Raw genomic sequence first — 13,899 nt, 5'->3', positions numbered from 1 at the left:
TGTCAACTGATAGGAGGAATTTTTTATGTTTGATTACCATATGCATAGCTCTTTTTCTGCAGATTGTACTGTGGAGATGGAAGAAATGGTGAAAGGGGCAATTGCAAAAGGGCTTTCGGAGATTTGTTTTACGGAGCATATCGATTACGATTACCCTGATGAAAATTTTGTGTTTGACTTTGATAAAAAAAAATATGCTGAACGCATTGATACGTTACAACATAAATATGCAAATCAAATTCGACTTAAAAAAGGCGTGGAATTCGGTGTCCAACCTCATATTTTAGATCAATACAATGAATTGGTAAAAGAGGAAACATTTGATTTCATCATCTGTTCATTACATACCGTCCAAAGAAAAGGATTACATTTCGGAGAGATTTTTGAAGGGCGCACCGTTGAGGAAGCATCGCAACTGTATTATGACGAGTTGCTACATTGTGTGAAGCACTTTGAGAATTACTCTATTTTAGGGCATATTGATTTAATTAAACGGTATGCGCCTCAACTCGTGCAAAATAATTTCCATGATGTATTACGAGAAATCTTTCAACTAATCATTCCTGCGGGCAAAGGGATTGAATTAAATACGTCAGGTGTCCGGTATGGCTTGCCAAACGGATTACCAAGTGATGACATACTAAAGCTCTATAAAGAATGCGGCGGTGAAATGATCACACTTGGATCAGATGCGCATAAACCAGATGACATCGGTTTTCAATTCCAAGAATCACGCGAATTGTTGAAGTCGATTGGTTTTCGCTATGTTACAACTTTTGATAAGTTACAGCCGACTTTCCACGCAATCTGAAGATGTTTCTAAACAAACGAACCGCATAGCACCTAAATGGGTGTCATGCGGTTCTCCTCATTTCCCAACTATTTTTGTTTTAATCAACGCCAATCGTTCACGGAACTGCTGTTGTGCTTTTACGGATGCCGGCGTTTTTGCTGCAACGATGTCTGTTTCTAGATCTAGTTTTTTAGCAATCATTCGAGCGCGGGCTATATGATAATCACTCGTAATGATTGTCACTTCCTGAACACCTTCCGGCAACAACTTCTTGGAATTCACTAGATTCTCATACGTGGAAGTCGATGTCGATTCGAGTACTAATCGCTCCTCGTCTATTCCATGCTCGACCATGTAATTCCACATTGCTTTGGCTTCACTGATGTCTTCATCAGGTCCTTGTCCACCTGACAGGATGAATGTCACGTGAGGATGCGCATTAGCATAAGCAACTGCAGATTCTAATCGATACCGTAAAGAAAGTGAAGGTGTCGTCCCATTCACTTTTGCCCCTAGTATAATGGCGTAAGGTTTTGAACCGTCCGCTTCTGGTTTCAACGCATCTACCATTAACTTCCCTGGCCATAACCAAAAGACAAGCCCCGAAATCGTAACGACCATACCGATGAATATCCCCAACTTTTTCTTATTTTTCAACGCGTCACCTGCTCCATGTAGATGAGTATATGTCGGAGATTCGCTAAATTGAAAAATCCCCTCATCAAACTAACTTGCAAGTTAGACGTTTTAGAAATGAGTAAGGTTTCCTTTGGATAGAAGAAGACGTAGACAATTTTGAAAGAGAATAGAAACATGAAAAAATGCATGGAGGCGAGTTGACCTTCATGCATTTTTGTTTTATAAGCTGCTTTTAACCGTTTGTTGTTTATTCACCGTACTATGCACTTCTGTCGGCAAGCCCCATAGCTGGATGAATCCGATAGCCGCTGACTGGTCGAATTGATCATCTGACGTATAGGTTGCCAGCTTTTCATCATAAAGCGAATTAGTCGACTTTCTTCCTTCCACAATTGCATGGCCTTTGAAAAGTTTAACACGGACAACTCCATTGACATATTGTTGAGTGTCTTTAATAAATGCCTCCAATGCGTTGCGTAACGGAGAAAACCATAACCCATTATAGATGAGCTCGCTTAACTTCTGAGAAACAAGTGGCTTGAAATGGGCGACATCTTTCACAAGCGTAATGTCTTCCAGTTCTTTATGCGCCTTTAACAAAGTAATAGCACCCGGACATTCATACACTTCACGTGATTTAATGCCGACAAGACGGTTTTCCACATGATCGATTCTGCCGACACCATGTTTCCCTGCGATCTCATTCAAAGTTAAAATGAGTTCACTTAATGGATAGTGCTTACCATCGATACTTACTGGAACTCCTTTTTCGAATGCAATCTCGATGATATCTGGTTGGTCAGGTGCATGTTCAATGGATGAAGTAAGGCCATATGCCTCTTCAGGTGGAGCTGCCCAAGGATCCTCTAAAATTCCACATTCATTGCTGCGCCCCCACAAGTTTTGGTCGATCGAATACGGACTGTCAAGATTGATAGGTATCGGAATGTTTTTTTCTTTAGCATACGCAATCTCTTCCTCACGCGACCAACTCCACTCACGAACAGGCGCAATGACCTCTAGTGAAGGATCGAGTGCTTTAATTGCCACTTCAAAACGAACTTGGTCATTCCCTTTTCCAGTGCAACCATGGGCAACAGCCGTCGCATTTTCCTGGTGTGCGACTTCTACAAGTTTCTTAGAAATCAAAGGACGAGACAGAGCCGAAACAAGTGGATATTTATCTTCATAATACGTTCGCGCTTGTAAAGCGAGCAATGCATACTCCTGCGCGAACTCTTCTTTCGCATCAATGACATAACTATTGACCGCCCCAACTTGCAACGCTTTTTGTTGAATAAAATTCAAGTCTTTACCCTCTCCAACATCCAAACAACAAGCAACAACATCGTACCCTTTATCGGTTAACCATTGCACCGCTACCGACGTATCAAGGCCACCTGAGTAAGCTAAAACCACTTTCATCTTGTTCATATCTATCGTCCTCCTTATACACGTTTATGTATTTTTATTCACCATTACGTATTTTTATAATAACATAGATGTTTGGATTTTCAATAGATTTGACTAAAAACTTTTCAAGGGATGTTAAATTAGGTGTACTTTGAACGTGGGATGCTCCATTTTGTGTATAGGACGGTCAGGTTTGTGTGCGGAGCGCTTCACTGTAGACGAGGCCAAAACATTGCACTGACGGCCTATCAAAAGTGACGCGATTCAACACGATACCAAAACAAAAACTATCTCAATGGCTGAGATAGTTTCAAGTTATCGGATGCCGTGCGCTACCATGGCGTCGGCTACTTTCAAGAAGCCAGCGATGTTTGCACCCATTGCAAGGTTGCCAGGTTTGCCGAAACGCTCAGCGGCATCTTTACAACTGTTGTAAATGCTGATCATGACAGTTTTTAACCGTTCATCGACTTCTTCTGCTGTCCAACCGAGACGCATGCTGTTTTGCGACATTTCCATTGCAGATACCGCAACACCACCAGCATTTGCAGCTTTGGCAGGTGCGAAAAGGACCCCATTTTCGATGAAGATGTTAATCGCTTCATTATTGCAGGGCATGTTTGCTCCTTCTCCAATTGCTTTCAGACCGTTGGCAATTAAGATGTGCGCAGCAATTTCATCAATCTCATTTTGTGTCGCACACGGCAATGCAATGTCACATGGAATCGACCAAATGCGAGAGCAATCTTCGTGGTATTCTGCTTCAGGATGCTCTTTTGTGTATTCCCAAATCCGTTTGTTTTCAACTTCTTTTAATCGTTTGATTGTCTCTACATTGATGCCTTTCTTGTCATAAATGAAACCACCTGAATCACTGCACGCAATGACAATTGCACCTAGTTGCTGCGCTTTTTCGATTGCATAAGTGGATACGTTGCCTGATCCAGAAACAACTACTTTAAGTCCTTTAAAAGACAAGCCGTTTTCTTTTAGCATTTCATCGACAAAATACACTGTTCCATATCCTGTTGCTTCTTTTCGACCGAGTGAACCACCGTGATTTGGATCTTTCCCGGTGAGTACGCCCGCTTCATAACCACCTTTTAGACGATTATACTGACCGAACATATAGCCAATTTCCCGTTTTCCCACGCCGATATCACCAGCAGGTACATCGACATCAGGACCAATATGTTTACTCAATTCCGTCATGAAGCTTTGCGTAAAACGCATGATTTCACGTTCCGACTTCCCTTTTGGATCAAAATCGGAACCTCCTTTTCCCGCTCCGATCGGTTGACCGGTCAATGCATTTTTGAAAATTTGTTCGAACGCGAGGAATTTCATAATGCTGTTGTTAACAGATGGATGAAATCGGATGCCCCCTTTATAGGGGCCGAGGTCGCTGTTGAATTGTACGCGGAATCCACGGTTTACATGTACTTTTCCTTTGTCGTCTTCCCAAGCAACTCTGAACGAGATGATGCGCTCCGGCTCTGTAATTCGCTCAAGGATCCCGTTCCGTATGTACTCCGGGTGTTTGGCAAAGACCGGACGAAGCGAATCAAATATTTCCCTAGTCGCTTGCAAAAACTCTTTTTCGTCCGGATTTCTCTTTTTTACAAGCTCATATACTTCGTGCACGTAATCATTCGCTCGATTACGATGTTCTTGAATCGTTTCCATATTTGTCAATCGCCTCATCCCTTTCTCAATCATCATAAAAGCCTAGACATTCATTTTACCATAGTTTGAAAATTAGTATTTCAAAATCTATTCTTCGTTTTTACTAGTATTACCGAAAACGTGAATAAGTACAACATTTTTTTCATGTTTATTCATTTTGTGTAGCGGGAAAAACTTCATTACAAACTAGAATTAACGATCTCTTAAAACACCGCATGAATTGCTCAAACACGGCATATTTCGCCAAAACGCGACATACTTATCCAAAACGGCTCATAAAAACGGCATTTGCGGCATAACTTTCTCAAACGCCGCATTTCTCACCAAAACGCCGCATACTTGCCCAAAACGACGCATTCTTACCCAACATGCCAAATTGCCCGCGAATATTGACGACAATATTAACAGGCAAATAAAAACATTTACAACACTCTAAACATAGACTATTATTAGTACATCCAAATCTCGAAAATGAGTAAATTGGAAAACTACTAAGAAGAGAAAGAGGAGATGCTATATGAAATTCACCAAGATTGTACGTACTGTTATCGGAGCCAACCTAGCGATACTGATGGCATTTGCATTCCTACCTGCTCTGCTCATCAACCCTGATGTTGAAATTTTCCAAAGCGTACTCAATTACATTTCGAAAGACTGATCGATGAAGAAAAGGAACCGTATGGCGTATGTTCGCCATGGGTTCCTTTTTACTTCTACTTTTTGTCACACTATCATTCACAGCTCGTATACAAATGCAGCAGAACATTTTTACCGTTTAATGATTGTAAAGTTATCATTGAGTAACAACCAATTTTGCGGGAATGCTAATCCTAACTTCCAATACATCATGCCGCGCAAGTTAAATTCTTTCAGCAAATTGAATTTCGCTTGAATACTGCGTGCATCTTCAAACCACACGTCGTGTCTGACACCGTCATTATCCCAATAGAGGAAGAAGGGCGCTTGTGCAACAGGATCATATTGAATGTTGGCATTTTGACGAATCGCTAAGTTAACCGCTTGTTGTGGGCTTAATGCCCTCGCTGCAACACCCGTTTCAGGTGGATATGGATACTTCCAATCATATCCATACAAGTTTTGTCCTAGAAAAATTTTCTCTCTTGGAATTTGGCTCACTGCAAACTCCACTACTCGCCGAACTTGGTTGATAGGGCTAACAGCTTGGGGCGCACTGTACGAATAGCCCCACTCGTACGTCATTAACGTAACGAAGTCACAAATTTCACCGTGTGCTTTGTAATCAATTGCCCCGTAAATACCCGTAACATTTGCGCTTGTTTTCGGAGCTAACGCGGTCGAGATCGTCAAGCCTGCTGGTTTAAAACGCGCTTTCGCATTTCGTAAAAACGAATTGTATAATTCTCGATCCGCCGGTCTTAGAAACTCAAAATCAAAATGAATGTCCTTGTACCCGACCCTTTTAGCTGTCCGTACAATTTTTTCAAACAAACGGTTTTGTACGGTCATGTCTGTGAATAAAACATGAGCCAATTCTGAACTAAATGCAAAGTTCTCTAAGTTACTGATGACCATAGCATTCAGCACGCCCGCATCCGTCGCAATTTGAGGTATCTCTCCGATTGGTGGCGATTTTAATGAGCCATCTCGTTGTGCCTCATAACTGAACATTGCCAAATACGTCAAATCGTCAACGCGTTCTTTTACTTCAGCAGTAATTTCTGTCAAATTCTGCTCCCGAGGTTCAACATACAACAACACTTCAATTGCCCTCTTTGTCCTTTGAGGAATCGACAAGCGTTGACCGACAAGCAAAATGGCGTTTTGAGCTATTCCGTTGATCCGCGCAAGTTCTGCTACTGTCGTTCCATATAACCTTGAAATGATGTAAAGGGATTGTCCCGGTTGTACCCAATGATAACTTCCTGTTACAGGAATGACTAGCGCTTGCCCAACAACAATTTTTGATGGTTCCATCAATTCATTCGCTTTTGCTATCTCTTCCCATGCAATCCCATAAGCTTGTCCAATCCCATACAAGCTTTGACCTGCCTGTACAACATGAATTTGCATAATGCTCCTCTGCCTTTCATTGACAAATTGTCCACTACTCCATGCTATTGTCAAAATGAGCAGAATATGCGTGATTTCCACTTCTTTATACATATCCTTTTTGATTGAAGCCATACTACAAATGATTTTTAAAACCTTACAAGGAGGATATGTAATGACACACAATGAATTCCATGAAATGCACGAAAATATGCAAACCGGTCCAGTCTCAACAAAAATGAATCACGGCGCGAATGGTATGATTGGGATAAAAGATGTACTAGGGAGCGTCCTAGCTACACTAAACCAAGCGACACTTTTTCGACCACACGTAAAAGATCCCGAGTTGCTGGATATTATGGATCGTCAGTATCGTTTTATGCTTGATGAATACAACATAACAGTGGAATGCTTCAAATCAGGTACGGATCCTTCCCATCCGACAGGCAGCTACAACATGAAGCAAGAGAACGACTTCGTCTATGGCACGAAACCCTCTCAACCGAAAAAGCCGATGCAAAGTGCCAACGAATTAAATGATGAAATGATTTCTGGATTCATGTTAGGAGCAATGAAGAACATCGCTTCCCTCAAAACGACTTCCGCAATAGAAGTGACACATCCAGTTGTCAGGAGAGTGCTCGCTGATTCCATTGCGAATTGCATTGAAATGGCGTATGAACTTTCCATTTACCAAAACAAACACCATTACTACCAAATCCCTCAACTTTCAGATCACGACATGCAAGAAATGATGAACTCGTTTGCAGGCGCACAAGGTCAACCCGGCATGCCTATGCAATAAGAAAAAGCGGTCCCGCTATGGGGCCGCTTTTCTTATTGGACTTTACGAAGGAAACTCGTCGGTAGATCCGTTTCAAACTTCATCACCTTTTTAGTGACTGGATGGACAACCGTTAATGACGTAGCATGCAAACCGAGTCTCTTCAGTGGATTCACAGTGGATCCGTATTTTTTATCTCCTACAACCGGATAGCCAAGTTCCTCCATGTGTACACGGATCTGATTTTTCCTACCTGTATCCAAACGCACTTCCAATAGGGAATACTGGCGATTTGATTTTATTTTTTTATAATGCGTAATGGCGAGCTGTCCACCGTTATCAGTAGGATTCGAGTACACTTTGTAGGTGCGTGTTTCTTTTAACCACGATTTAATCGTACCCTGTTCCTTTTTAACGTTGCCTTCTACAAGCGCAGTATAAACACGTTCTTTCGCCATCTCGTCCCAATTCGTTTGCAACGTCATTTTTACTTCTTCGCTTTTTGCGAATAAAAGAACCCCAGATGTATCTCGATCTAAACGATGGACGATGAAAACCCGTTGACGAGGGTTTTGTTTCTTTACATAATAAGAAACTTCACTGAAAGCTGTTTTTTCATTTTTATCTTTTGCAGCCATTGATAATAGGCCTTCCTCTTTGTCGATGACAATGATCGATTCATCTTCATAAATAATTGTCAATCCCGTCAGCATACTTTCGCTTTTCGCTGCCTTATTTTTTTGGATTTCTACTTTTTGTCCAATCGATAACGGATGATTGTGTTTCGTCACCGGTTGTCCATCTACTTCCACTTGCCCTCTTGTCAACATCGATTTCACCGAATTTCGGCTATTTTGTTTCATGTTCTCTAATAAAAAAGGTAATAGTTCAGCCTTTTCCGTTACGGTAAATAAGGTTGAATGTTCTCTTCTCTTTTGATGATTTTTTTGCATAACTCGTCTCCTCACTCTCTCTCTTTATTATGCGGAAATTGCCCTTGGATTACAAACACTGTATCATCATAAGTAAAAGCTCCTGTGTGTGCATAAAGAAAAGGGGAATGTTCTTGAGAATTGCAATTTTCGACTTCGACGGCACTGTTTATGCGAATGAAACTTTTAAGGTATTAATGGAACACTTAAAACACCATCCCACCTATCATTCAAACTATCGGACTTTTTACAGACAAATCCTCCCTTTGTACATCGGTTACAAGACAAAAATTGTATCTGAGGCGACGATGAAAGAACGATCAATGCAGTTATATGTAAATGCACTTGGCTCGTTAAACCAAAACGAGCTACAACATTATTTCGCTGAATTAAAAGCCAGTATGCAAAATGATTTCAATCATGAAGTTGTTTCCCGTATCCACCAACACCATACGGAAGGGATTTTCACAATGCTCGTGTCAGGTGCATATACGCCTTTACTGCACGCTGTGACAGAAGGACTTCCTTTTGATGCAATCATCGGCACTGAAGTCCCTTACACGATAGACCAGCAATTAGACCGACAAAAGAGCATTTACCACATTCAAGGGAAACGCAAAAATGAAAAAATCATGGAAGCCCTTCAATCCAAGGACATCGATTGGACAAACAGCTATGCGTATGGAGACAGTTATTCTGATTTATCCGTACTTGAATTAGTCGGTTCACCAGTCGCAGTAAAACCGAAAAAAAGGCTTGCACAAATTGCAAACGAACGAGATTGGGAAATCATCTAAACTTATGACAATGCCTTTAATCCAACAACACCGATAACAATTAATAACACACTCATCACTCGACCGATACTTTTAGATTCTCCAAAGAAAATCATATTAATGAGTACGGCTCCTGCTGTTCCAATGCCAATCCATACAGCATAGGCCGTGCTCACTTGTAAGTAGTTGAATGACATGTAAAGAAACGCAAATGCTGCGCCAAATCCTCCTCCAAATAACAACACATTTTGAAAGCTTTTTTGCTCGTTATATTTATTTAAACCGACAACACCAGCAAATTCACACGCTGCCGCTAATAAAACAAAAAACCAACCCATTACTGAACAATCCCTTTCTTCGCTTTCTTATCTTCCAAGTCATCCGCAAGTTTCAACCCGACAACCCCGACAACTAAAATAAACATGAAAAATATTTTACCGGCACTTAAACTTTCTCCAAAGAAGAAAACATCCATTAGCGCCGTCCCGACAGTTCCAACGGCAGCAAAGATGGCATACACCGTACCCGTCGGTAAATTTTCACAAGCCTTCGCCAAATAATGAAAATCAACAAAAATAAAAAACACGATCGGTAGCCAATGCCACCATTCACTTGCTACGTTAAATCCAAAAATCCAGACCAATTCAAAAAAACTGGTCAATGCTACATAAAGCCATGATTTATTCATTTCTATTTCCTCCGTTATATTATGACTGACTGTCATTCATTTAATAACAAACGATAAAATTTCACCCTGCTGGAGAACGGAAGAAATCGCTCTCCAGCTGTGCAATTAGTCATGAATGGACAAAGCAAAACGTAAAAACTGCTTGACCTCTCTTTTTTGTACGGCAGCCTCGTCCTCTTTGTTTGCATCATACAAGTAAATCTGTTCCGCAGCTGATTCAACAAGACCTATCACTAATTTTGCAGTGCGTGCAGGATCAACAGAATCTCTAATGACTTCATCTTCAATTGCTTGTTCCAAACTCTCGCTGATCCATTCGTAAAACGGTGCATAGACCGTCTCCCATTTTTTTAAATGCTCGGTAGATGCGAGACCGGAATAGATGAGCGCTTGCATTTCGTGATACTCTTCACTCACTTCAAAAATTGCATCGACTAATTGATCGAGTCTGACTGGAAAAGGAGCTGATTTTGAAACTTTAGCCTGAACAATCTCCAGTGTTTTCTCGACCATCACTTCTGCAATTGCAGGCATCAGCGACAACTTGGAAGGAAAGTATAAATAAAACGTTCCTTGGGCGATCCCTGCTCTTTTCACAATATCCGAAATTTTAGTCTTCTCGATCCCCTGTTCACTAAAGACCTCAATAGCTGCAGAGACGATTCGCTCACGTTTGTCCATTTGTTCATCCTCCTTAACGAACGATATGAATGACTGTCATTCATTTTATCATATAAATAGTATGCATTTCCAGTGCTACTAATAAAATATTTTTTTCACATACTAAATATATATCGAATCATCGTGTAAGCGTTATCATTCACATAATCATTGGATTAAACAGATTTTCACCACTTGCATTTACTGTTTGATGCTGTTAATAATTTTAATTACCCATAAAACAAATAGAACGGAGCGAACTAGATGACGAAAGAATATCATTCCGCATTAGCGATGCATGGACTTCACAAAGGGAAAATGGAAGTTGTTTCAAAAGTCTCCCTAGACAATACGAAGGATTTGAGCTTAGCCTATTCCCCTGGCGTTGCTGAGCCTTGTTTGGAAATCGCAAAAGAACCGACAACTGTGTACGATTATACGATTAAAGGGAATCTCGTTGCAGTCATTACAGATGGAACAGCCGTATTAGGTCTCGGAGATATCGGACCAGAAGCTGCATTACCTGTAATGGAAGGCAAAGCGCTTCTACTTAAACGTTTTGCCGATGTGGATGCGTTTCCGATTTGCCTCGCAACAAAAGATGTAGAAGAAATTATTCAAACCGTTAAACTGATGAGCCCAACATTCGGTGGCATCAATTTAGAAGACATTTCTGCACCACGTTGTTTTGAAATTGAACAACGTTTACGTCAAGAATGTGAAATCCCTGTCTTTCATGATGATCAGCATGGAACCGCAATTGTCGTTGCAGCGGGACTGATTAATGCATTCAAACTGACAGGTAAAGACTTAAAAACTGCCAAAATCGTCGTGAACGGTGCAGGCGCAGCAGGAATCGCAATCGTCAAACATCTTTTGACAATCGGTTGCAAGGACATCATTTTATGTGATTCAAAAGGAACAATTTACGAAGGTCGGACAAACGGCATGAATCCGATAAAGAATGAGATGGCAGCACTGACAAACCCAACTGCTGTTAAAGGCAGTTTGGCGGATGCTCTTGCTGGTTCTGATGTCTTCATCGGTGTCTCTGTTGCAGACTTGCTAACAGAAGAAATGATTGCTTCCATGAATGAAGGGCCAGTCCTTTTCGCACTTGCGAATCCAAATCCTGAAATCATGCCAGCACGCGCTAAACAATATGGTGCACGGATTATTGCAACAGGCAGATCCGATTTCCCTAACCAAGTAAATAACGTTCTTGCCTTTCCAGGAATTTTCCGTGGAGCGTTGGACGTTCGTGCAACGGACATTAATGAGCAGATGAAAATGGCTGCGACCGTGGCAATTGCATCTTTAATTGACGAGAAAGACTTGCACGAAGACTATATTATTCCAGATCCTTTTGATGATCGTGTCGCAAGTGCCGTTGCACAAGCTGTTAGTGAAGCTGCAATTACTACTGGAGTTGCCACGTTACAAGTCATGCCGACTGCGTAATTTATTGACCGGTTCGCTCATCGACATGTAGTGTGCCATCGCCCAGTATTTCAGCATAAAAAACTTGTTCAACATTGCCAATACCCTTTTTCTTCAACTGGAGATACACCCATTCTTCCGTCAAATGAAGTTCGGTTAAGTTTTCTTTCATTAACTTCCCATCAGAAATAATCTCAGTCGGAAGATATTTTGGTTCAGGGCTAGGAGCATTCACATCTTTTCGTGTGGCTGGCTCCTGGCTCGCTTTTTTTAATACACTCAGTTCCCCATTCGTTTCAAGTATCGCATAATTGACATCCGTAACTGTAAAGATGCCCTGTTCCCGAAGCATCATATTCAGGTCATTCAACGTAAAACGAGCTTTCTTCATACCTTGTTCACTAATTTTCCCCTTTAAAATAAGGATTGTCGGCTGATCATCTAACAACTTTCGTAATTTTTTTGACTTGATTGTCAAGAAGTTCACGAAAACCGTCAATAAAGCCCACCAAATTAAGGATATACTTCCATTATAAAAATGCGTTTCCGCATTTACTGAAATCTCTGCTGCAATCGATCCAATGGTGATACCCGTCACATAATGGAAAAACGTCAACTGTGAGATTTGTTTCTTCCCCATAATCCTCGCAAGAATGAGCAAGATGATAAAAGCAGTTGTCGTCCGCAAAAGCATTTCCCAAAACTTCAATTCCAGTAACCCATCTAATTCCATGTTCTCTTACCTCCTCTGTACACTAGTTTGCAGCAGAAAGAGGGACTTATTCAGAAGAGAAATACGTAATCGAATAGGAATGCAAGTTGTAGAGAAATTTGAAAGCTTTTTATCTTAATTTGATTGCTGTTTTTATTGACTCGAAAAACTCATTGAAGCCAAAAAAGCCAGCATCAGCAACATGTGCCAATGCTAGCTTTACTTTTATTTCCATTCAAATGGTGTCTCTTGATACACATAATAGTTCAGCCAGTTGGAGAACAACAAATGCGTATGCGAGCGCCATGTATTCAACGGTTGCTTCGTTGGATCATCGTGCGGGAAATAATTTTCCGGAACATCAATTGCAATGCCTTTTGCAATATCACGCGCATACTCTTCACCAAGCGTACATGCATCATACTCCAAATGCCCTGTCACCATAATATGTTTGCCATCTTTTGAAAGTATGATGAAAGCTCCCGCTTCTTCAGATATAGCCAACAATTGAAGGCGATTGTCCTGCTCAATTTCTTCAATGGATACGGATGTGTAACGAGAATGAGGAGCGGTGAACAAATCGTTGAAGCCACGCGCAAGCTCTACCGTCGGATCCGTCAATGTATGTTCATATACACCCGACAACTTCTTTGGGAGTTCAAATTTATTAATGCCATAATGGTGATAAAGAGCTGCTTGAGCGCCCCAACATATGTGCAAAACGGATGTGACATTCGTGTTGGACCAATCCATGATTTGTTGCAGTTCATCCCAATACGTTACGTCTTCGAATGCAAGATGCTCAATTGGTGCACCTGTGATGATTAGCCCGTCATAACGGCGGTTTTTAACATGCTCAAACGTCGTATAAAATGCATCTAAATGCGTTTTACTGACGTTTTTCGATTCATATGTAGCGGTGTTCAAAAAAGATACATTTACTTGTAAGGGTGTGTTTCCTAATAACCGCAATAGTTGCAGTTCAGTTTTCTCTTTTTCAGGCATTAAATTGAGAATGATGATGTTTAATGGACGGATATCTTGAGAAGTAGCTCTCCCTTCATCCATCACAAATATTTTTTCTTCTTTCAACATTTCTCTTGCCGGCAATTGTTCAGGTATATTAATCGGCATGTAAATTCCCCCTCTTCATGTAAAAAATCCTCATTCCTAAGATAGGAACGAGGATTTTTAACGGTCTCCGCTCTTATCTCTCAAGATTAACATCTTGTTGGAGGTAGCACCTTCCTGCCGGAACAGAGGTTGCTGAAGCTTCTCAGGGCCAAATCCCTCAGCTTCTCTTGATAAGAAATATTCATTTGTTGTCCATTATATCATTTTATAC

The 13,899-nt window shown here is 41.0% G+C and carries 15 protein-coding genes and 1 riboswitch; of the genes, 5 read left to right on the top strand and 10 right to left on the bottom strand.

Translation table 11 applies throughout. From position 1 onward, the window contains the following. Positions 1-25: 25 nt before the first annotated feature. Positions 26-811 (top strand): histidinol-phosphatase HisJ family protein, encoded by a 786-nt coding sequence (locus QT711_RS06160; protein ID WP_317942661.1) that lies wholly within the window; start codon positions 26-28, stop codon positions 809-811. Positions 812-868: 57 nt separating this feature from the next. Here the strand turns inward: QT711_RS06160 and QT711_RS06155 are convergent, their stop codons facing one another. The 3 genes from QT711_RS06155 to gdhA all read right to left on the bottom strand — a co-directional run bounded on the left by QT711_RS06155 (position 869) and on the right by gdhA (position 4,531). Then, positions 869-1,450 carry a YdcF family protein gene (locus QT711_RS06155; protein WP_317942659.1) on the bottom strand — a complete coding sequence of 194 codons (582 nt, stop codon included), beginning with the start codon at positions 1,448-1,450 and terminating at the stop codon, positions 869-871. Between the two features lie 201 nt (positions 1,451-1,651). After that, the gene (locus QT711_RS06150) at positions 1,652-2,866 is read right to left on the bottom strand and encodes an argininosuccinate synthase (protein ID WP_317942657.1); all 1,215 of its coding nucleotides are present in this window, start codon (positions 2,864-2,866) and stop codon (positions 1,652-1,654) included. A 294-nt stretch (positions 2,867-3,160) separates the two neighbouring features. Continuing rightward, positions 3,161-4,531 (bottom strand): NADP-specific glutamate dehydrogenase, encoded by a 1,371-nt coding sequence (gene gdhA, locus QT711_RS06145; RefSeq protein ID WP_317943008.1) that lies wholly within the window; start codon positions 4,529-4,531, stop codon positions 3,161-3,163. A gap of 517 nt (positions 4,532-5,048) precedes the next feature. On the opposite strand from gdhA, the gene QT711_RS06140 reads away from it, so the two are divergent. Then, positions 5,049-5,189, top strand: a complete 141-nt coding sequence (locus tag QT711_RS06140; RefSeq protein ID WP_317942656.1) for a hypothetical protein — start codon at positions 5,049-5,051, stop codon at positions 5,187-5,189. 110 nt (positions 5,190-5,299) lie between these two features. Here QT711_RS06140 and QT711_RS06135 read toward each other — a convergent pair whose 3' ends face one another. Further along, positions 5,300-6,583, bottom strand: coding sequence for a LysM peptidoglycan-binding domain-containing protein (locus QT711_RS06135; RefSeq protein WP_317943007.1), 1,284 nt, complete (start codon positions 6,581-6,583; stop codon positions 5,300-5,302). A gap of 154 nt (positions 6,584-6,737) precedes the next feature. Between QT711_RS06135 and QT711_RS06130 the strand changes: the two genes are divergently transcribed. Further along, a complete protein-coding gene (locus QT711_RS06130) occupies positions 6,738-7,367 on the top strand; it encodes a spore coat protein (protein ID WP_317942654.1) in 630 nt (209 codons plus the stop codon). Between the two features lie 32 nt (positions 7,368-7,399). Here the strand turns inward: QT711_RS06130 and QT711_RS06125 are convergent, their stop codons facing one another. Further along, the gene (locus QT711_RS06125; RefSeq protein ID WP_317942652.1) at positions 7,400-8,299 is read right to left on the bottom strand and encodes an RluA family pseudouridine synthase; all 900 of its coding nucleotides are present in this window, start codon (positions 8,297-8,299) and stop codon (positions 7,400-7,402) included. 107 nt (positions 8,300-8,406) lie between these two features. On the opposite strand from QT711_RS06125, the gene QT711_RS06120 reads away from it, so the two are divergent. After that, entirely contained in the window at positions 8,407-9,075 is a 669-nt protein-coding gene (locus tag QT711_RS06120; RefSeq protein WP_317942650.1) for an HAD family hydrolase, read from the top strand. A gap of 2 nt (positions 9,076-9,077) precedes the next feature. On the opposite strand, the gene QT711_RS06115 is transcribed toward QT711_RS06120, so the two are convergent. The 3 genes from QT711_RS06115 to QT711_RS06105 all read right to left on the bottom strand — a co-directional run bounded on the left by QT711_RS06115 (position 9,078) and on the right by QT711_RS06105 (position 10,423). Continuing rightward, positions 9,078-9,392 (bottom strand): DMT family transporter, encoded by a 315-nt coding sequence (locus QT711_RS06115; RefSeq protein ID WP_317942648.1) that lies wholly within the window; start codon positions 9,390-9,392, stop codon positions 9,078-9,080. Beyond that, complete coding sequence (locus QT711_RS06110) at positions 9,392-9,742, bottom strand: DMT family transporter (RefSeq protein WP_317942646.1); 351 nt, start codon at positions 9,740-9,742, stop codon at positions 9,392-9,394. The genes QT711_RS06115 and QT711_RS06110 overlap by 1 nt, the downstream gene beginning before the upstream one ends. A gap of 105 nt (positions 9,743-9,847) precedes the next feature. Then, complete coding sequence (locus QT711_RS06105; protein WP_317942644.1) at positions 9,848-10,423, bottom strand: TetR family transcriptional regulator; 576 nt, start codon at positions 10,421-10,423, stop codon at positions 9,848-9,850. Between the two features lie 243 nt (positions 10,424-10,666). Here QT711_RS06105 and QT711_RS06100 point away from each other — a divergent pair, with 243 nt between their 5' ends. Next, positions 10,667-11,863 carry an NAD(P)-dependent malic enzyme gene (locus tag QT711_RS06100; RefSeq protein ID WP_317942642.1) on the top strand — a complete coding sequence of 399 codons (1,197 nt, stop codon included), beginning with the start codon at positions 10,667-10,669 and terminating at the stop codon, positions 11,861-11,863. A 1-nt stretch (position 11,864) separates the two neighbouring features. Here QT711_RS06100 and QT711_RS06095 read toward each other — a convergent pair whose 3' ends face one another. Both QT711_RS06095 and metA read right to left on the bottom strand, forming a co-directional pair. Continuing rightward, positions 11,865-12,575, bottom strand: a complete 711-nt coding sequence (locus QT711_RS06095) for a DUF421 domain-containing protein (RefSeq protein ID WP_317942641.1) — start codon at positions 12,573-12,575, stop codon at positions 11,865-11,867. A 204-nt stretch (positions 12,576-12,779) separates the two neighbouring features. Then, positions 12,780-13,688 (bottom strand): homoserine O-acetyltransferase MetA, encoded by a 909-nt coding sequence (metA, locus tag QT711_RS06090; RefSeq protein WP_317942640.1) that lies wholly within the window; start codon positions 13,686-13,688, stop codon positions 12,780-12,782. A gap of 70 nt (positions 13,689-13,758) precedes the next feature. Continuing rightward, positions 13,759-13,865, bottom strand: a riboswitch (SAM riboswitch). Positions 13,866-13,899 lie beyond the last annotated feature (34 nt).

Source organism: Sporosarcina saromensis (assembly GCF_033253735.1).
Lineage (GTDB): Bacteria > Bacillota > Bacilli > Bacillales_A > Planococcaceae > Sporosarcina > Sporosarcina saromensis.
Note: the sequence above shows the minus strand (reverse complement) of the source record. Positions and strands in the feature narration are given on the sequence as shown.

Excerpts from the sequence above, each read along its gene's own strand:
- QT711_RS06160 (WP_317942661.1), top strand. The coding sequence starts at position 26 with ATGTTTGATTACCATATGCATAGCTCTTTTTCTGCAGATTGTACTGTG.
- QT711_RS06150 (WP_317942657.1), bottom strand. The coding sequence starts at position 2,866 with ATGAACAAGATGAAAGTGGTTTTAGCTTACTCAGGTGGCCTTGATACG.
- gdhA (WP_317943008.1), bottom strand. The coding sequence starts at position 4,531 with ATGGAAACGATTCAAGAACATCGTAATCGAGCGAATGATTACGTGCAC.
- QT711_RS06140 (WP_317942656.1), top strand. The coding sequence starts at position 5,049 with ATGAAATTCACCAAGATTGTACGTACTGTTATCGGAGCCAACCTAGCG.
- QT711_RS06135 (WP_317943007.1), bottom strand. The coding sequence starts at position 6,583 with ATGCAAATTCATGTTGTACAGGCAGGTCAAAGCTTGTATGGGATTGGA.
- QT711_RS06130 (WP_317942654.1), top strand. The coding sequence starts at position 6,738 with ATGACACACAATGAATTCCATGAAATGCACGAAAATATGCAAACCGGT.
- QT711_RS06125 (WP_317942652.1), bottom strand. The coding sequence starts at position 8,299 with ATGCAAAAAAATCATCAAAAGAGAAGAGAACATTCAACCTTATTTACC.
- QT711_RS06120 (WP_317942650.1), top strand. The coding sequence starts at position 8,407 with ATGTTCTTGAGAATTGCAATTTTCGACTTCGACGGCACTGTTTATGCG.
- QT711_RS06115 (WP_317942648.1), bottom strand. The coding sequence starts at position 9,392 with ATGGGTTGGTTTTTTGTTTTATTAGCGGCAGCGTGTGAATTTGCTGGT.
- QT711_RS06110 (WP_317942646.1), bottom strand. The coding sequence starts at position 9,742 with ATGAATAAATCATGGCTTTATGTAGCATTGACCAGTTTTTTTGAATTG.
- QT711_RS06105 (WP_317942644.1), bottom strand. The coding sequence starts at position 10,423 with ATGGACAAACGTGAGCGAATCGTCTCTGCAGCTATTGAGGTCTTTAGT.
- QT711_RS06100 (WP_317942642.1), top strand. The coding sequence starts at position 10,667 with ATGACGAAAGAATATCATTCCGCATTAGCGATGCATGGACTTCACAAA.
- QT711_RS06095 (WP_317942641.1), bottom strand. The coding sequence starts at position 12,575 with ATGGAATTAGATGGGTTACTGGAATTGAAGTTTTGGGAAATGCTTTTG.
- metA (WP_317942640.1), bottom strand. The coding sequence starts at position 13,688 with ATGCCGATTAATATACCTGAACAATTGCCGGCAAGAGAAATGTTGAAA.